Below are 17,785 nucleotides of genomic sequence, written 5' to 3' on the forward strand. Positions count from 1 at the left end.
ACCTCCTTATTCCGTAATTTTACTGGCCGAGTTGTATTGTTTTAAATTGATTTTAAAATTGTTGCCATGATCAAATATCTTCTGAGCCTATCTTTTATGGTAATGTTTCTGCTTCCCTCCGGAGCACAATCTACCCTTTACCATAGTAACGACGATGCCACTTTTCGCGAAGCACTCGACCAATACGAAAAGGAAAAATATGCCACCGCACAAAAACTTTTCGAGCAGGCTTATGCACAATATTCGCCCAACACCGAGCTTAAAAGCCTTTCGCAGTTTTACATTGCCCAGTGCGCCATGCGCTTGTTCAATGCCGATGCCGAATTGCTTACCCTGCAGTTTATCCGCGAAAACCCAAAATCGGTTAAAGTAAACGATGCCTGGTTTAGCTTGGGAGGCTATTTCTATACTCTTAAAAATTGGAACAACTGTATTGATGCTTATGCCAAAGTCGATTTACCCCTATTAACCGACGAACAGCAGGCAGAACTTCATTTTAAAAAGGGATATAGTTATTTTGAAAAGAAAGACAACGAAGCGGCCAAAATTGCTTTTTACGAAATTAAAGAGGGCAAAACAAAGTTTGCTGCCCCCGCCCGTTACTATTCCGGCCATATTCATTACCTGGAGCAAAATTACCAGACTGCACTCAACGAGTTTTTAAAGATTACCAACGACGAAACTTTTGGCCCTATTGCCCCTTACTACATTGTGCAGATTTATTACATGCAGAAAAAATACCAGGAGATTATCGATTTTACGCCCGGCATTATGGAGAATGTCACCGAAAAGCGCAGGGCTGAAGTGGCCCGCATTACCGGCGAGGCTTATTTTAAGCTGGGGCAGTTCGAACCCTCCATCGACTATTTTAAGATATACATTCAGGAAAGCCCTTCGGCCGACGACGAGGCTGTCTACCAGCTGGCTTATGCTTATTACAAAATTGCCCAATACGATACCGCTGTTCCTTATTTCGAAAGGGTTTCGGTGGCCGAAAATGCACTGGGGCAAAATGCCAGCTATTACCTTGCGGGTTGTTACCTTCAGAAAGGCGAAAAAGAAAATGCCCGAAAGGCCTTTGCTTCTGCCATGCGTTCCGATTTCGATCCAGCTATTAAGCAGGATGCTTTGTTTAATTATGCCTTGCTCACCTACGAAATTGGTGGCGATCCGTTTAACGATGCCATCAGTGCTTTCGAGGAGTTTATCACTTTGTATCCGGAGTCGAAACGTATCGATGAGGCACGGCGCATGCTTATCCAGTCGTACCTGGGTGCCCGCAACTATCGCCAGGCTCTGGCTTCCATCGAAAGGGTTGAAATTAAAACCGACGAGCTGAAGGAAGCCTACCAACGTATAGCCTTTAACAGGGGTATCGAACTTTTTAACGTGCAGGAATATGCCCAGGCTGCGGAGATGTTCGAAAAAGCAGGGCTTTATACCGGTTACGACAGCCAGCGCGAAGCACGGGTGCATTACTGGCTGGGAGAATCGCTCTACCGCCTTGCAAAATACGAAGCCTCTGTGGCGGCTTATAAGAAATTTATGGCAGCTCCGGTAGCCCATACCACCGAAGAATACAAACTGGTGAATTACAGCCTGGGTTATGCCTATTATAAATTGAAAAATTACGCGGAAGCAGCCAAGTACTTTCGCCAATTTGCAGGAGAAAATACTGCAAAGGAATATACTGCCGATAGTTACCTGCGCGTGGCCGATTGCTATTTCATGCAGAAAAACTACACCCAGGCAGTCGATTTTTATCAGCGCTCGCTCGATGCCAGCACCCCATCGGCCGATTATGCCCTGTTGCAAAAGGGCATCAGCCTGGGACTGGCACAACGGGGTCTCGAAAAGATTGCGACACTTAAAATTCTTACCCGCGATTATTCCTCTTCCATCTATGCCGACGATGCCTATTACGAAATTGCCCAGGAGTACCTCAAGCTGCAGGATTCTCCCCAGGCTATCGAAGCGCTTGTGGCATTGTCTACAAATTATCCGCAAAGCAACCTGGCTGGAAAAGCGCTGGTTCAGGCTGGATTGTTGAATTACAATGCCGACCGCAACGATGAAGCTATCCGTTGTTACAAAAAAACGGTTACTACCTACAATGGCACCGAGGAGGCGCGCAATGCGCTTATCGGGCTTAAAAATATTTATGTCGACCTGGGCCGGGTCGATGAGTATGCCAGCTTTGTCGATGGTTTGGAAGGAAATGTTCCCAAACTATCTGTTGGCGAGAAGGATTCGCTCACTTTTCAGGCTGCCGAAAAACTTTACATGACCTCGAATTGCAACGAAGCCAAAGCAGCTTTCAGGCGTTACATCGATGCTTATCCCAACGGGGCTTACCTGCTAAAAGCTTATTTTTTCAGCGGCGATTGCCATTATCAGGCCCGGGAGTACGACCAGGCTTTTACCCAGTTTAGTTATGTGCTGAAACAAGCCCAAAACCTTTACACCGAGCAGGCACTATTAGGGTCTGCCCGTATAGAGGTAATTCGCAAGAACAACCAGAATGCCTTGCAGCTCTATCAAAGGCTTGCCGGAATGTCTTCCACAGAAGCAAACCTGAAAGAAGCGAAAAAATCGGTCATGCAGCTCAATTTTCAGATGGCCCAGTATGCTGAATCTGTGGAGTCGGCCAGCCAACTTTTAAGTTTATCCGGCTTGTCGACAGAAGAAAAACGTGAGGCTAATTTCATCAAGGCCCGCTCATTGCACGAAACCGGTCGCGAGGAATTGGCACTGGAGGCATACCGAGGCATTTCTTCCGAAGTGCTTAGTTACCAAGGTGCCGAATCGAAATTCCGTATCATCGAGATACTTTACAAACAAGGTAAATTAGATACAGCTGAAAAAGAAATAATTGCCTTTAGCGGCATGAGTACTTCACACGAATATTGGGTTGCCAGAAGTTTTATCACCTGGTCAGATATTTTTTCGGCACGTAAAAACTATTTCCAGGCCATCGAAACCCTGCAAAGCATTATCAACTATTACGAAAATTCGAACGATGGAATTCTGGAAATGGCCAAAGCCAAAAAGGCAGAAATTGAAAAAGCCAAGCTGGAAGCAGAGAAAAAGCCAGCTGAGCAGTCCATCGAAGTAAACATTGAAAAGTAAAAACACGCCGTATGGATTTTAAAAATAGTAGAATTTCACTGTTTGCTGGACTTATTATCCTGTCAGCAACAATTCAGGCACAGCAGCTCGATAAAGTAGTGGTGGTAGAAGGTGCCTATCAACCCGCTGTGGAGAAAGCAGAAAAAATCAATTCATCGCCGGTGTTTTCCGATACCATAGTGGTAAAACCCATTCTGAATTATTCGGTGCTGCCTTCGCGTATCGATGCCCGATACGAGATTAAACCCATTAAGCCTGCCAAATTGGTCGGTTCACCACTCGACCGCCTGTATCACAGCCGGGTAAGGTTGGGCATGGGTAACTATACCACCCCGCTGGCAGAATTCAGCATACAAAACCTGCGTTCGAAAGAATATTCTGTGGGGGCTTATGTGTACCATAAATCGTCGCATTCGAAATTGAAACTCGATAACGGGCATAAAGTGCCTGCCGGATATGGCATCAACAAAGTGAATTTGTATGGTAAAAGGTTTTACGAACAGGTAACCCTAGAGGGCGATCTGGGACTTCAATCTTTAAAGGGAAGATATTATGGCTACAATACAGCCAATTTTACCGATTCTCTGCCGGTAATGGACGAAAAAGATATCCGGCAATGGTATACCTCGCTTTATGCCAATGCAGGCATATATTCGATGCAAACCGACTCCAATGCTTTGCGCTATAATGTAAACCTTCATGCCGGTTATTTTAGCGACGATTATTCCAATAGCCAGAACCATATTAATACCAGGGGCCAACTGTCTTTTATGATAGAGTCTTTCCGGCTTACTCTCCATGCGCAGCATCATTATTTTCATTCGGTGCTCGATACCCTGCGCGGCAGCAACAAGGCCGTATTTCAGTTTCGGCCGGTGCTAAGCAAACAAGGCGACCAATGGAACATCGAGGTAGGTGCCAATACCTATCTGGTGAGCGACGACCAGTTTCGCGTTTATCCCGAAGCCCGTTTGGGTTTTGAGGTAATAGAAAATGTCATTGACGCTTATTTTGGATTCAACGGAAGTTTGGAGCTGAACCATTTCAGCAAAATTGCCGGTGAGAATCCCTATATCAAACCCGGATTGTATGTGGACGACACGCGGCATAAACTAACCGGCTATGGTGGAATTAACGGTCGCATCAGTTCGAAATCCGGCTTTCGGGTCGATTTGCAGATCGACTCGAAGAAGAACGATTACTTTTTTGTGAACGACACCACCTCTCTGCTCGAAAATCAATTTACAGTGGTCTACGACGACAACGATCACATGCGCCTGGGCGGCGAGCTCTGGTATTCGCCCTATACTTATCTCGACTTTTACCTGCGTGCTGCATACCACAGCTACAACCTGGAAGCAGAAGAAAAAGCCTGGCACAAACCGGGCAGTGAACTCAACTTTACTGCGCAATACAACTTCAAAGAAAAAATCTACGCTTCGGCCGATTTAATTTATACCGGTAAACGGTATGGCCGCAACAACAGCCAGAATTTTAGCACAATTGAGTTAAAACCTGTATGGGATATGAACCTGCGTTTCGAGTACAAATATTCTGATGTACTGAGTGGTTTCTTAAATTTTCACAATCTTTTTGCCCAACACTATTATTTGTGGAATAATTACCCGGCGCAAAGGTTCAATGCCATGCTGGGCTTCAGTTATAAATTCTAATCTTCCTGCCTAATCCGATGGTCTGAATTGCCCTGCTCCTTTCTTATAAGTGCAGGGCAATTTTTGGTTTTATGGCCAATGCTTTGTAGTAAAGGCTTCAGACTGGAGAGGAGTATTTCTGTAGAGAATTGTTTGGATGTTTGTGTTTCCTGGAGCCTTGGAGCTTTGGTGGCAAAAAAAAATAGCCACAAAGGCACCATGGCACAATGATAGGGTAAGGCCTGAATGCCAAACTAAACTTCCTCCATAAGAGTTTGTAAATCATTGAGCATTAGCCTTATGATCTGTTAATTCTTTGTTGATAAAACCAATAGTAAAATACTTGATAAATAGCCGATTAAGGTGCTTTTTTATTATCTTTGACCGGCCGGTAAAAGCTATCCGGAATGGGGGGGTGGCACATAGTCTTGCCAATACTTTCAATTCACAAAACGGCTGTTTTTTTAAGCTCTATTCCTTCAGGAATATGAGTATAACTTGATTTAACGAGGAGATAAAATGAGCGAAAATTCACTTTCAGAGCAGAATAAAGGAAAAAACCAGAACGATTATACGGCAAGCAGCATTCAGGTGCTCGAAGGCTTAGAGGCTGTTCGTAAACGCCCTGCCATGTACATTGGCGACATAGGCTTAAAAGGTTTGCACCACCTGGTTTACGAAGTAGTGGATAACTCCATCGACGAAGCCCTCGCCGGACATTGCAAATACATCGAAGTAATTATCAATACCGATAACTCCGTCACAGTTTCCGACGATGGCCGTGGTATTCCCGTCGATATGCACGAAAAAGAACAACGGTCGGCCCTCGAAGTGGTCATGACTGTATTGCATGCCGGCGGTAAATTCGACAAAGACTCGTATAAAGTTTCCGGAGGTTTGCACGGGGTAGGGGTATCGTGTGTCAATGCTCTTTCTATCCACCTGCAGGTCGATGTTTTCCGTCAGGGTAAACATTATATGCAGGAATATTCCTGTGGAAAGCCTCTTTACACTGTAAAGGAAGTTGGTCCTACCAGCAAGCAAGGAACAACTGTAACTTTTAAACCCGACGACTCAATTTTTATTGTTACCGAATATAAATTCGAAATTCTGGCAGCCCGCTTGCGCGAATTGGCCTATCTGAATAAGGGAATTACCCTAAAAATTACCGATCTGCGCGAAATAGAAGAAAATGGTAATGGTGGTACAGCTCTCACCGAGACCTTCTTTTCTCGCGAAGGGCTCAAGGAGTTTGTACAATTGCTCGATAGCTCCCGCGAAAAACTTACCGACAACATCATCCACATCGAAACCGAGAAAAATGACGTACCGGTAGAAATTGCTCTGCAATACAACACTTCTTTTACAGAGAACATCCATTCATACGTCAATAACATCAATACCATCGAGGGAGGTACCCACCTGGCAGGTTTTCGCCGTGGACTAACCCGCACCCTTAAGGCTTATGCCGAAAAGTCGGGAATGCTTTCCAAACTCAAATTTGACATTGCAGGCGATGATTTTCGCGAAGGTCTTACAGCTGTAATCTCAGTAAAGGTAGCAGAGCCACAGTTCGAAGGACAAACCAAGACCAAACTGGGCAACAGCGAGATAGCAGGTTCTGTTGATACAGCCGTAAGCAACATGTTGGGTATGTACCTCGAAGAAAACCCGAAAGATGCGCGCACCATTGTAAACAAGGTTGTTTTGGCCGCCCAGGCGCGTCATGCTGCCCGCAAAGCCCGCGAATTGGTGCAGCGTAAGTCTGTGCTTTCAGGATCCGGATTACCTGGAAAGCTTTCCGATTGCGCTGAAAAAGACCCTGCCCTTACCGAGGTATACCTGGTAGAGGGCGATTCGGCAGGAGGTACTGCAAAACAAGGTCGCGACAGGGCTTTTCAGGCTATTCTTCCATTACGGGGTAAGATTCTGAACGTAGAAAAAGCGATGCCCTATAAAATTCTCGAGAGCGAAGAGATTAAGAATATCTTCACAGCCTTGGGTGTTTCCATAGGCACAGAAGAAGACACCAAGGCCCTTAATCTCGATCGCCTGCGTTACCACAAAGTAATTATCATGACCGATGCCGACGTGGATGGAAGCCACATTTCAACCCTTATTATGACCTTCTTTTTCCGGCACATGGAAGAACTGATTAACCGCGGTCATCTTTATATTGCTACTCCCCCTTTATACCTTGTAAAAAAAGGGAAAAAGCAGGTATATTGCTGGAACGAAGAACAACGTCTGCGAGCCATTGAGGAATTGGGTGAGGGTGCAAACATGCAGCGCTATAAAGGTTTGGGAGAGATGAACGCCGAGCAACTCTGGGATACGACCATGAACCCGGAAAACCGGACTTTGCGTCAGGTTACAATCGAAAATGCTGCCGAAGCCGACCGCATTTTCTCCATGCTCATGGGCGATGATGTACCACCACGACGCGAGTTTATCGAAAAACACGCAAAATATGCGAAAATCGATGCCTAAGCTTTTTAGTATCCATTTTTAAATTAGTGTACCCAATATTTTTCTCTTTCGGGAGAAATACTTTTTGAGGATTCACCTATCAAATAGGTAAATAATTAGGAAAGAGGCTGTCTCGCTTTTTGGAGTAAGCCTCTTTTTTGCTATTTTGGTTTAAAATATGAAGCTATGAAGAACATTTCCATTCTGGTCGTTTTGCTTTTATCTGTGCTTTCAATTCACAGTCAGGTGGTTGAGATGAAATGGGAACTTGATTATGAGATTTACCTCACCCTTTCAAATGATTCTTCTTATGCTTATGATTTACGCGAAGCATTTCACGTATCGGATACAAAAGAAGATTACCAAACGGAGTTTGTTTTTTATCCTGTAAACCCGGGAAGCGATTATGCGATGCAAATTCCAGATAGTAGCAAAGCAGGTATCCAAAAAACATTGTGGAGTGCCTTAAATGCTAATCTTGGTGGCGGATGGGTGCATTTCACCAACTGTGTGGCCTACGCCCTCGAAATACGCATGCTCGACCTGAAAGCGCCCCTTATGCAAAGGCCAGAATCGAAATGGAAGCCTCATCCTATGACAGAAAGCTATCAGCGGACGAAAGATTGGAATTATTATGTACCCATGGGGCAGAAGGAAGCACAAAAAGAATATACCTTGAGGCTTGCAGAAAATAAACCCGGCGACATTCAATCCATGCCCTCAACCTACCTCGATTTATTTTTAAATACCAGCCAGAAACAATACGATAAACTTGTGGCCGAAGGTAAGTGGAACACTGTGGCAAAAATCGATCTGATCAAGCTTATGCTCGGTTCCAATTATCTTGGAGAGGCACAAATAAGTTACATTAGCAGCCAGGTTTTAGCTGCCATTAAGGCCTATACAAGCAATGTATTGCCATCGGTAGTGGTATTCGATGAATTCGATGCTGCAGCACTAATGAGCCTGGATGCCCAGGGTTACAAGGTAGAGAAAATTGTATTTCGTGAATCCTCTCAGCTTTCTGAAGAAACCAAATCATCGCGCATAGAAGAAATTTCGGGAATTGTTAAGAACATCAATGAATACAACCAGAATTCATTTCAAAAGCGTTTAGGGAATTATTACAAAAATTAATAGGTAAGGTTCTCAGATAAAGACTTAATATCAATTTTAGTATATATGATATTAAAGAACCAAACGTGATTTTACTACAAGGTAATTTCACCTTTAAAAACAAAGGTTGCAGGCCCTTCGAGCCAGATGTTGGTAAAGCGGTTTTCTTCGCGGGTAAATCGCACAATTAAGTCTCCACCAAGGGCTTTCATATCATATTTTTCGCGGGTTTCACCGGTTGCCATCGAAAATGCAATGGCCGATGCAGTAATACCCGTTCCGCATGCCAGGGTTTCATCTTCCACGCCACGCTCATAGGTACGCACCATGAGCCTGTGGTTGATTTCCTCTACAAAATTAACATTCGTGCCATTGGCTTTAAAGCGTTCGTTGTAGCGTATCTGGCGACCCAGTGAATATACATCGAGTGCTTCAATTCCTTTTACAAATTTTACATAATGCGGAGAGCCGGTATTGAGGTAATAAAAATCTTCATTGATCTCCACCTGGGTCACATCGCTCATTTTTAAGTTCACTTGCTGTGTGTTGATCAACTCAGCAAGGTGTTCGCCATCGGCTGCCAGAAATCGTGTAGTGTTTTTTATAAGTCCAAGGTTTTGTGCAAAGGCTACTATACAACGCCCGCCATTGCCACACATGCTACCTTCCTTTCCGTCGGAATTAAAATAGACCATTTCAAAATCATAGCCTGCTTTGTCCTGCAAAAGCATAAGCCCATCGGCACCAATGCCAAAACGCCGGTTGCACAGGATTTGTATGAGTTGCTGGTTACCTCGGTCGAACATACCATGGCGGTTATCTACTATCACAAAATCGTTTCCGGCACCCTGGTATTTGTAGAAAGGCAGATTCATTCTTTTTATGGTGGAGTTAAACTTTGTTAAAAGCTAAGCGTGTGGAGAACAAAGTGGAAGAGCTTTTAGTTAATTTTGTGTACGACAAAAATAGTAAATACCTTGCAAGGCACAATTTTTGTTTGGGGAATTTGTCTTTTTAATTCTGAAAAATACTACAAAATGAAAATTAGAAACATAATCTCTACGCTTGTAATTGCCCTCATTGGGGGTTTAATTGCTGTAATAGCTTATACAAAGCTGATTCCGGCCAAGGAGAATGTGGTAAAAACCATTATCGAGAGGCCGGTGGGTTTTGCAGGTTTTTCCGACGAGAACGGAAACACAGTGAGTTTTGTTCCCGCTGCCAAAAATTCAGTTGAAGCAGTGGTACATGTAAAAACACAATCTGAAGTTACGAGCTACAACCCTATTTTAGATTTTTTCTATGGCGATGCTTACCGGCAGACCCAGCCAGTTGTAGGTTTTGGTTCAGGGGTTATTATTTCGAACGATGGATATATTGTAACCAATAACCACGTGGTGGCCGGCAGTGAACAAATATGGGCTACGCTAAACGATAAACGCGAGTTTAAGGCTAAGCTCATTGGCACCGACCCAAGCACCGATCTGGCACTTTTAAAAATTGAAGGAAGCGATTTTCAATATATTCCGTGGGGTAACAGCGACCAGATTCAGGTTGGCGAATGGGTTTTGGCAGTGGGCAACCCTTTCAATTTAACTTCTACGGTAACAGCCGGCATAGTGAGTGCTAAGGGTAAAAACATTGGAATTATTCAGGATCAATATCGCTTAGAATCGTTTATACAAACCGATGCGGCTGTAAATAGGGGAAACAGTGGTGGTGCTTTGGTTAATATCAATGGTGAGCTTGTAGGAATTAATACAGCCATTGTATCTCCCTCGGGAGGTTATGCCGGAATTTCTTTTGCAGTGCCTGTAAGCATTGTGCAAAAAGTGGTGCGCGACCTTATTGAATTTGGCGCAGTACAAAGAGCTATACTGGGAGTATCGATACAGGATATAAGCTCGGAATTGGCAAAGGAAAAGGGATTTGAAAAAATTGAAGGAGTTTATGTTTCAGAAGTTCGTGAAGAAGGTGCTGCAAAAGCAGCGGGAATTGAAGCCGGCGATATCATTCTAAAAATTAACGATGTGCAGGTAAACAGTTCCGGCGAATTGCAGGAGCAGGTAAGTCGCTACAGGCCTAATGATAAGATATCGGTTGAAATAAAAAGAGGTGGAAAAACGAAACTTTTTGAAGTAACCCTTCGTAATTTGCAAGGTAGTACAGAGATTGTAAAAGTAGACAGCAACAACGAAGTACTGGGTGCAAGATTTACTGAACTTACTTCAGAAGATAAAAATAAACTTGGAATTACCAGCGGAATTAAAATTGCCGAGCTTAAAACGGGTAAATTACGCGCGGAAGGTATACGAGAAGGATTCATAATTACTCAGGTCAACAACCGGAAAGTAAGCTCGGTGAATGATCTGAGAGAAATAATAAAAAATACAAGAGGTGGGGTATATATCGAGGGGATTTATCCGGATGGTGTAGTGGCATATTATGCTTTCGGGCTTTAAGGAGTGAATTACAAGCAAAACATTGAAAGGCTTGCAATTTGCAAGCCTTTTTTTTCATACCTGCTATTTATATTGAATATAAAGAATTAATAATCTAATTTCGCGGAAATTTAAAAGGGAAAATGAGACAGTTAAAGATCACAAAGTCAATTACTAATCGTGAGAGTGCCTCGCTTGATAAGTATTTGCAGGAGATTGGTAAAGAAGTGCTTATCACTGTAGAAGAGGAGGTTGAGCTGGCTCAACGCATTAAAAAGGGCGATCGCTATGCACTCGAGCAGCTTACCAGAGCCAATTTACGTTTTGTGGTATCGGTTGCTAAACAATATCAGAATCAGGGCCTCAGCCTGCCTGACCTTATCAACGAGGGAAATCTTGGTTTGATTAAGGCCGCCGAGAAATTCGACGAAACACGAGGTTTTAAGTTTATCTCCTATGCGGTGTGGTGGATCCGTCAATCGATTTTGCAAGCACTCGCAGAACAATCGCGTATTGTACGTCTACCACTGAACCAGGTAGGTTCGCTCAATAAACTCAATAAAGCCTTTAACAAGTTTGAACAGGAGAACGAAAGAACACCTACACCTGAAGAACTTGCAGAAACCCTCGATCTTCCTAAAGAAAAAATTGCCGATACGATGCGTGTATCGGGTCGTCATGTGTCGGTCGATGCCCCTTTTGTGGAAGGCGAAGACAATAGTCTGCTGGATGTGCTCGTAAACAACGACTCGCCAAAGGCCGACAGTAAACTGATTGGTGAATCACTGAATCGCGAGATTGAAAGGTCTTTGTCCACACTCACAGAGCGTGAACGCGACATTATAAAACTCTTTTTTGGAATCGGCGTGCAGGAAATGACACTCGAAGAAATTGGTGAGCGATTTGGTCTTACCCGCGAACGCGTGCGTCAAATAAAAGAAAAAGCCATCCGTCGCCTTCGTCATACATCGCGCAGTAAATTGCTCAAAGGCTATTTAGGATAAACTATCTTTCATATTATAGAAAAAAACCCGGTTGCAAAAGCTTCCGGGTTTTTTAATACAACCTAACCTAACTTAAATTACACTAATCTGAGAAGATTATAACTATGAAAAGAAACCCTAAAGATTAATATTCACATCTATTTAAATTTCTAAATTCTATATTACAACCACCTAATTAATATCATCTTTTTACCAAGGACTATTTTGTTCCAAAGCAGGGTTGGCATCTAATTCCGGTTGTGGAATCGGGAATTTTGCGTGCTTGGCCGTAAACCCAAGTGGCCCCAGAACAGTAAGTGCATCACCCCAACGGACCAGGTCGTAAAACCGATGGCCTTCGAAGCAAAGTTCAGTTGCTCTTTCGTATTTTAAATCATCCCAGGTAGCTGTGGCAAGTGGTGTATATTGAACACTTTCACGGGCCCTTACTTTGTTGATTTCAGCAGCCGCAAGATTACCGTTGCCCATTCCTAAATGGGCTTCAGCAGCAAGAAGTAAGACTTCGGCATATCGCATAATGCGCAGGTTTGTTCCAAGATTAAGGGCTGGTTCATCACCGGGTGTGCCACTGGTTTCGTCTACGAATGTGGTGTATTTTAATCTTAAAAAGCCTTCGCCCTGATACTGCAATTCATTATTTCCATCTCGCAAACTACCATAATTGGCTATCACTTCTGCTTCAGAAAGCACATTGAAGGCTCTTCTTGGGTCGTCATCGTTAAAAAACTCATAGGCCAATTCTTTTGCAGGCAATGCTCCCCAACCTGGAAACATTCCCAGAGAATCTCCGGAAAAAAAGCCGCCTCTTGGACCCCACAATACCAGGTGAATGTTTTGTTCCTGACGCCTTCCCTGACCCCAGTATCCATAATTACCCCAGTTGTGCCCTTCGGTTGTTACATATCCGAGTTCGAAAAGAGATTCCGTTCCATATTCGTTTTCAACCCTTAAAACCCGATCGTAATCAGCCACAAGGTCGTACTCGCCACTTGCGATTACTTCGTTTAAGTAGGGTAGGGCTTCGGAATATTTTTCCTGAAAGATCAGTGCTTTACCCATCATTGCTTGTGCAAAACCTTTGGCAATTCGCCAGGAGTTGTCAGGACCATTTTCCGACTTTAAAGGTAAATCCTCGATAGCCTCACTAAGGTCTTTTTCAATCTGAATCCAAATATTGGCAGTAGAGGTTTTTTCTACCAGGTATTCATCAGGTTTCAGTTCAGTCAGCACCAGCGGAACTTCGCCAAACAAATTCACTAATTCGAAGTAAATGTAGGCCCTTAGTGCCTTAGCTTCGGCTACGATCACTGTTCTGGCCTCGTTGTTTGGTTCAACATTAGCTATTACAACATTTGCACGGTAAACTGCATAGTAGAGTCGTTGCCAAATGTCGTTTATTTTGGTGTTAGCTGGTGTGAACGTATATTCATTCATTTGATGGTATTCGGGCTGGTCGCCTGCGTTCTCTCCACCGCCGTTACATTCGTCGGAGAGTACAGTTTTCATGTGGTGAAGGCTTACCCAGTCCTGGGCATTTGCTACTTGCAGCATATCATACACTGCAGCCAGTGCCGACAAACATTCGGCATCCGTAGTATAAAAATCTTCCTGGGGTATGGCACCCTTCTGCTGAATGTCTAACCAATCTTCTGAGCAAGAAAGGCCCAGAAAAATCAGCATCAATGCTATAAGGTATTTATATTTTATTGTTTTCATTTTGATAAACTTTAAGGATTAGAAAGAAACAGATAAACCAAACATAACTCTTCTGGGTGTTGGATATACCCCTCTGTCGATTCCCTGACTATCGTCGTCAGGACTTCCAGCTTCGGGATCCATACCTTCGTATTTGGTAAAGGTGAAATAGTCGTCTAACGAAATGAATATCCTCATATTCGATAGTTTAACGTTTTCGAGAAGGCTGGGTGATAGATTATAGCCCAACTGAATTTGTTTTACGCGTACATAATCTCCGTCTTTCACCATCAGATCGCTCGAATACATTAGGGGATCGGCATCTGCTGCGGGCATAGTGGCATTGGTATTGGTGGGAGTCCAGCGGCCCTCGTAGAAATCTGTGTGCATGTTGGAGCTAAGCCTGTCGGTGCGCATCCAGCCATAAACAACCTGGTGGCCGGTTTGTCCCTGTAAGAAAATATTAAGGTCGAATCCTTTATATTCCAATGACAAGGTGGCGCCAAACATAAAATCAGGATGTGGATCGCCCAAATACACGCGGTCTTCGTCGGTAATTGTATTCGGATCGCCGCCGTTTTCAACAAAAATCGGGTCGCCGGTTGCGGGGTCGATACCGTTTGTTTCGTATCCCCGGAAATACCATACAGGCTGGCCAACTTCAAAGGCAGTTGCACCTACCCATGATCCTGTTCCTATATCAGTGCCATTTATCCTGGCAGCTGGAACATTAAGCTTTGTAACTTCGTTTTTAAGGGTCGTAAAGTTAAAATTCACATGGTATTTCAAAGCTTTATCATTATTTCTAAATCCAAGGTTAAATTCAAAACCGCGGTTCTCTACATCGCCTGCATTTAACATTGCGGGGTTGGTGCCTGCGGTTGATGGAGGCTGACCAAACATTAGAAGGTCCTTGGTTTGTTTTACAAAATAATCGGCCGAAATGTTAACCCTGTTAAGCCAAAGGTTTAAATCTAAGCCAAAGTTGGTTTGTTCGCTTGTTTCCCAGGTCAGGTCGGGATTAGGTAACACACCTGGCTCTGCCGGAACTATAAATCCGTTTGAAGTGGGGTATCTTAATCCAGAAGAGGTTATAGTAGAGGTGTATAAGTACTGACCATTTTGTCGGGCTCTGCTTGTAATGGAACTGATGCTTCCGTTCTGGCCCCAGCTTCCCCGAAGCTTTAAACCGTTTACAACACCTTCTGGAAAGAATTCTTCCTCACTAAGTGTCCAACCTGCAGAAACCGATGGAAATATTCCGCTGATACCATCCAAAGGAACATTGGTAGTGGAAGTTTTATCGTTTCGAAGTGATGCCTGAAGCATATACTTTCCTTTGTAATCGTAAGATACACGACCAAAATAGGACACAAGCCGGTTTGGAAATTCATTGCCGGAAACAAGACCATCCAAATCGCTGGTATAATCGTGTTCTGCATACTGATCGCCTTCGCGTACCATTTCGCCCGAATTGGTATTCAGGAATTTATCTTTGCTTTCTTGTGCAGACATACCCAACACTGCACTGATGTTATGGCTTCCAAACATCTGTTGGTAGCTTATAAAGTTCTCCCATTGCCATTGATAGTATTTGCCTATATTATCATTCACAGTCAGACTGGTATTTTTTCTTTCTTGCGAATAATAGTAAAGAGGAGTCCAGTCGTGATAATTTGTTTGCGAAAAATCAATGCCGGGGCGTGAAGTAATGGTTAATCCTTTTAAAGGCATAATTTCTATACTGGCAACACCAATTACCCTATCGGTAACGTTAAGGCCTGTTTCCAGATCCATTTGAAGAAAGGGATTCACCATCTCGCCTTGCACATTCTCAGATATTGCAAAATACCTTCCATCGTCATCCCTTCTTACAGGTTCTCCAGCATCAATGAGATCCTGCATGCCTTGAGTTACATCGGCAGGGCTGTAATGAGTAGGTGTATATGGGTCGATGAGCAGAGCTGAAGAAATTATACCTCCAAACTCATCATCTTCATTCAGGCTAGTACGTTGATTGCGTGCATAAGTAAGATTTGTTCCAACCTTTAGCCATGATTTTACTTCGTGGTCCACATTTAATCTTGAAGTAAATCGTTTAAAGTTTGCTTTGTCGCCACCAATAATACCATCCTGGTTAAAATAAGTGAACGAAGAAAAGTATGTTGTTTTTTCGCCGCCACCAGAGAAGGATAAATTGTGCGTACTCATTGGGGCAGTTTCAAATACCTCTTCTATCCAATTGGTATTGTATGTGCTTTGGCTGGGTGTAAAACCTCTTTCTAACTGAAATTGATTGTATTGATCGGCATTAAGCAACTCAGGAAGTTTGCCCACACTTTGCAGTCCATAAGAAAAGCTGTAATTCACTTTTCCTTCTTGTTTGCTTCCTTTTTTTGTGGTAATAATTACAATACCGTTTCCGCCTTCGGCTCCATAGATGGCTGTGGAGGCTGCATCTTTAAGAATCTCTACAGATTCGATATCAGCCGGAGAAATATCGTTTACATTGCCCATACGAATACCATCGACAATATAAAGTGGATTCGCATTACCATTGGTACCTGTACCTCGAATGCGCACCTTAATACCTGCACCAGGTGATCCGGATTCTTGTGTAATACTCACACCGGGTGTTTTGCCCTGCATGACATCCTCAATCCGACTGCTTGATGTTTTCTCGATATCTTCATTATCAAGGCTGGAAATGGCTCCTGTTACCAGACTTGTTTTCTGTGAACCATAACCAATCACCACAATTTCATCCAGCTCGGTTAAATCAGCTTCGAGTACCATATTGACTATTTGATTACTGGTAACTTCAACTTCTTTTCCGATATAACCGATTGCTGTGATAACAAGTGTTGCTTTCGCGGAATCGATAGGAATGCTGAAATTACCTTCTAAATCACTTACGGTACCTTTAGTGGTACCTTTTATTGCAATGCTAACCCCTGGAATGGGATTGTTATCGCTGTCAGTTAAATTACCAGTTACCTGGTTCTGCTGCGCAAATACCAGCATACTTTGAAATAAGAACAAAACTGCAAACGACCATCCTAGCAAAAGATGCTTTCGTGTTGCAGGGGATTTTGTTTTAAAAGTTAAGTGTGTTTTCATATTAGGGTTAATTAAAGGATTTCGTTTGATACTTTTTAGTTAGCCCGGCAATCAACTTCCGGTAGAAAGAGGGAGAGTGTGTGAACTAGCAGGAAAAATGTAATTAAAACACATAATAGAAATATAAGCGTGTAATACCAATATATATAAGAGTTTAATAAAAGTGTAAAAAGTACACAAACATTATTCAAACAAATATATGTATTCACTTAATAAGAACAAAATAAAACATGAAAAAAAATAATTATAAAACTAAATAGTGATATAAACATCAGAAATACAGATAAATAAAAAAAATGATAAATCCGATTTGGTGTTTATGAATATATCATTACATTTGTAAGTGTAAATAATACGCATAAATCGTGACTTTGATTGTACCAAATATTTCTGTCGATTGTGTGGTTTTTGGTTTCGATGGCGAAAACCTGAATATACTTCTTATTGAACGGGAGTTAATTGCTCCCGATGGAAAGGTGAAGTTTAAAGACCATACGCTTACAGGTTACCATATAAATCGCGATGAAAACCTCGACGAGGCAGCTAGTCATATCTTGTATCAGCTTACCGGGCTAAGAGATATTTATCTTGAACAGGGTTTTACCTTCGGCGACACAAAGCGCTTGCTAAACGAACGTGATCAGGAATGGATTAAACACTTAAACCTTAATATCGACAATCGCACCATTACTATTGTATATTTTTCTTTAATTGATAATACCAAAGTTGAACTTTCCGAAACCCATCGAAAAGCATCCTGGTACCCGGTTCACAATTTACCCGACCTGGGTTTTGACCATGGCGAGATTATTAAAAAGACCATGGAAGTGCTGAAAGTTAAAGCCAGAATGGAACCTATTATATTTGAATTACTTCCGGATAAGTTTACTTTATCGCAAATGCAAAAAGCTTATGAGGCTGTGCTTGATACAAAGCTCGACAGAAGGAATTTCAGAAAAAAAGTAAGCCAAATGCGATTCATAGTGCCGCTTAAAGAAAAACAAAAAGGAGTTGCCCATAAACCAGCAGAATTATACTTTTTTAGCAGGGAAGTATATGAACGCACAAAGAAAGAGCGGTTTGTTATCACAATATAGCCAACCGACTACTGCGATTTAAAACACATAAAATTTCTCCAGTCGTGAAAGCTAGTTTCCTT

General features: G+C 42.8%; 10 protein-coding genes. 7 read left to right on the plus strand and 3 right to left on the minus strand.

Features of this window, described 5'->3' with window-relative positions; all coding sequences use genetic code 11:
- The first annotated feature begins 66 nt into the window (after window positions 1–66).
- The 4 genes from IPM71_13010 to IPM71_13025 all read left to right on the plus strand — a co-directional run bounded on the left by IPM71_13010 (window position 67) and on the right by IPM71_13025 (window position 8,387).
- Window positions 67–3,129, plus strand: coding sequence for a tetratricopeptide repeat protein (locus IPM71_13010; protein ID QQS50492.1), 3,063 nt, complete (start codon window positions 67–69; stop codon window positions 3,127–3,129).
- Between the two features lie 11 nt (window positions 3,130–3,140).
- Window positions 3,141–4,802 carry a hypothetical protein gene (locus IPM71_13015; protein ID QQS50493.1) on the plus strand — a complete coding sequence of 554 codons (1,662 nt, stop codon included), beginning with the start codon at window positions 3,141–3,143 and terminating at the stop codon, window positions 4,800–4,802.
- 498 nt (window positions 4,803–5,300) lie between these two features.
- Window positions 5,301–7,271 carry a DNA topoisomerase (ATP-hydrolyzing) subunit B gene (gene gyrB / locus IPM71_13020; protein ID QQS50494.1) on the plus strand — a complete coding sequence of 657 codons (1,971 nt, stop codon included), beginning with the start codon at window positions 5,301–5,303 and terminating at the stop codon, window positions 7,269–7,271.
- A gap of 165 nt (window positions 7,272–7,436) precedes the next feature.
- A complete protein-coding gene (locus IPM71_13025) occupies window positions 7,437–8,387 on the plus strand; it encodes a hypothetical protein (GenBank protein QQS50495.1) in 951 nt (316 codons plus the stop codon).
- Between the two features lie 74 nt (window positions 8,388–8,461).
- Here IPM71_13025 and IPM71_13030 read toward each other — a convergent pair whose 3' ends face one another.
- Window positions 8,462–9,241, minus strand: coding sequence for a diaminopimelate epimerase (locus IPM71_13030; GenBank protein QQS50496.1), 780 nt, complete (start codon window positions 9,239–9,241; stop codon window positions 8,462–8,464).
- A gap of 162 nt (window positions 9,242–9,403) precedes the next feature.
- On the opposite strand from IPM71_13030, the gene IPM71_13035 reads away from it, so the two are divergent.
- Together IPM71_13035 and IPM71_13040 are read left to right on the plus strand one after the other, a co-directional pair.
- The gene (locus IPM71_13035; protein ID QQS50497.1) at window positions 9,404–10,828 is read left to right on the plus strand and encodes a Do family serine endopeptidase; all 1,425 of its coding nucleotides are present in this window, start codon (window positions 9,404–9,406) and stop codon (window positions 10,826–10,828) included.
- Window positions 10,829–10,950: 122 nt separating this feature from the next.
- The gene (locus tag IPM71_13040; GenBank protein ID QQS50498.1) at window positions 10,951–11,811 is read left to right on the plus strand and encodes a sigma-70 family RNA polymerase sigma factor; all 861 of its coding nucleotides are present in this window, start codon (window positions 10,951–10,953) and stop codon (window positions 11,809–11,811) included.
- A gap of 189 nt (window positions 11,812–12,000) precedes the next feature.
- On the opposite strand, the gene IPM71_13045 is transcribed toward IPM71_13040, so the two are convergent.
- Window positions 12,001–13,527 carry a RagB/SusD family nutrient uptake outer membrane protein gene (locus IPM71_13045; protein ID QQS50499.1) on the minus strand — a complete coding sequence of 509 codons (1,527 nt, stop codon included), beginning with the start codon at window positions 13,525–13,527 and terminating at the stop codon, window positions 12,001–12,003.
- Window positions 13,528–13,545: 18 nt separating this feature from the next.
- Complete coding sequence (locus tag IPM71_13050) at window positions 13,546–16,626, minus strand: TonB-dependent receptor (protein ID QQS50500.1); 3,081 nt, start codon at window positions 16,624–16,626, stop codon at window positions 13,546–13,548.
- Between the two features lie 362 nt (window positions 16,627–16,988).
- Between IPM71_13050 and IPM71_13055 the strand changes: the two genes are divergently transcribed.
- Window positions 16,989–17,723 (plus strand): NUDIX hydrolase, encoded by a 735-nt coding sequence (locus IPM71_13055; GenBank protein ID QQS52840.1) that lies wholly within the window; start codon window positions 16,989–16,991, stop codon window positions 17,721–17,723.
- Window positions 17,724–17,785 lie beyond the last annotated feature (62 nt).

This window comes from Bacteroidota bacterium (genome assembly GCA_016699695.1).
Classification (GTDB): Bacteria; Bacteroidota; Bacteroidia; order Bacteroidales; family UBA10428; genus UBA10428.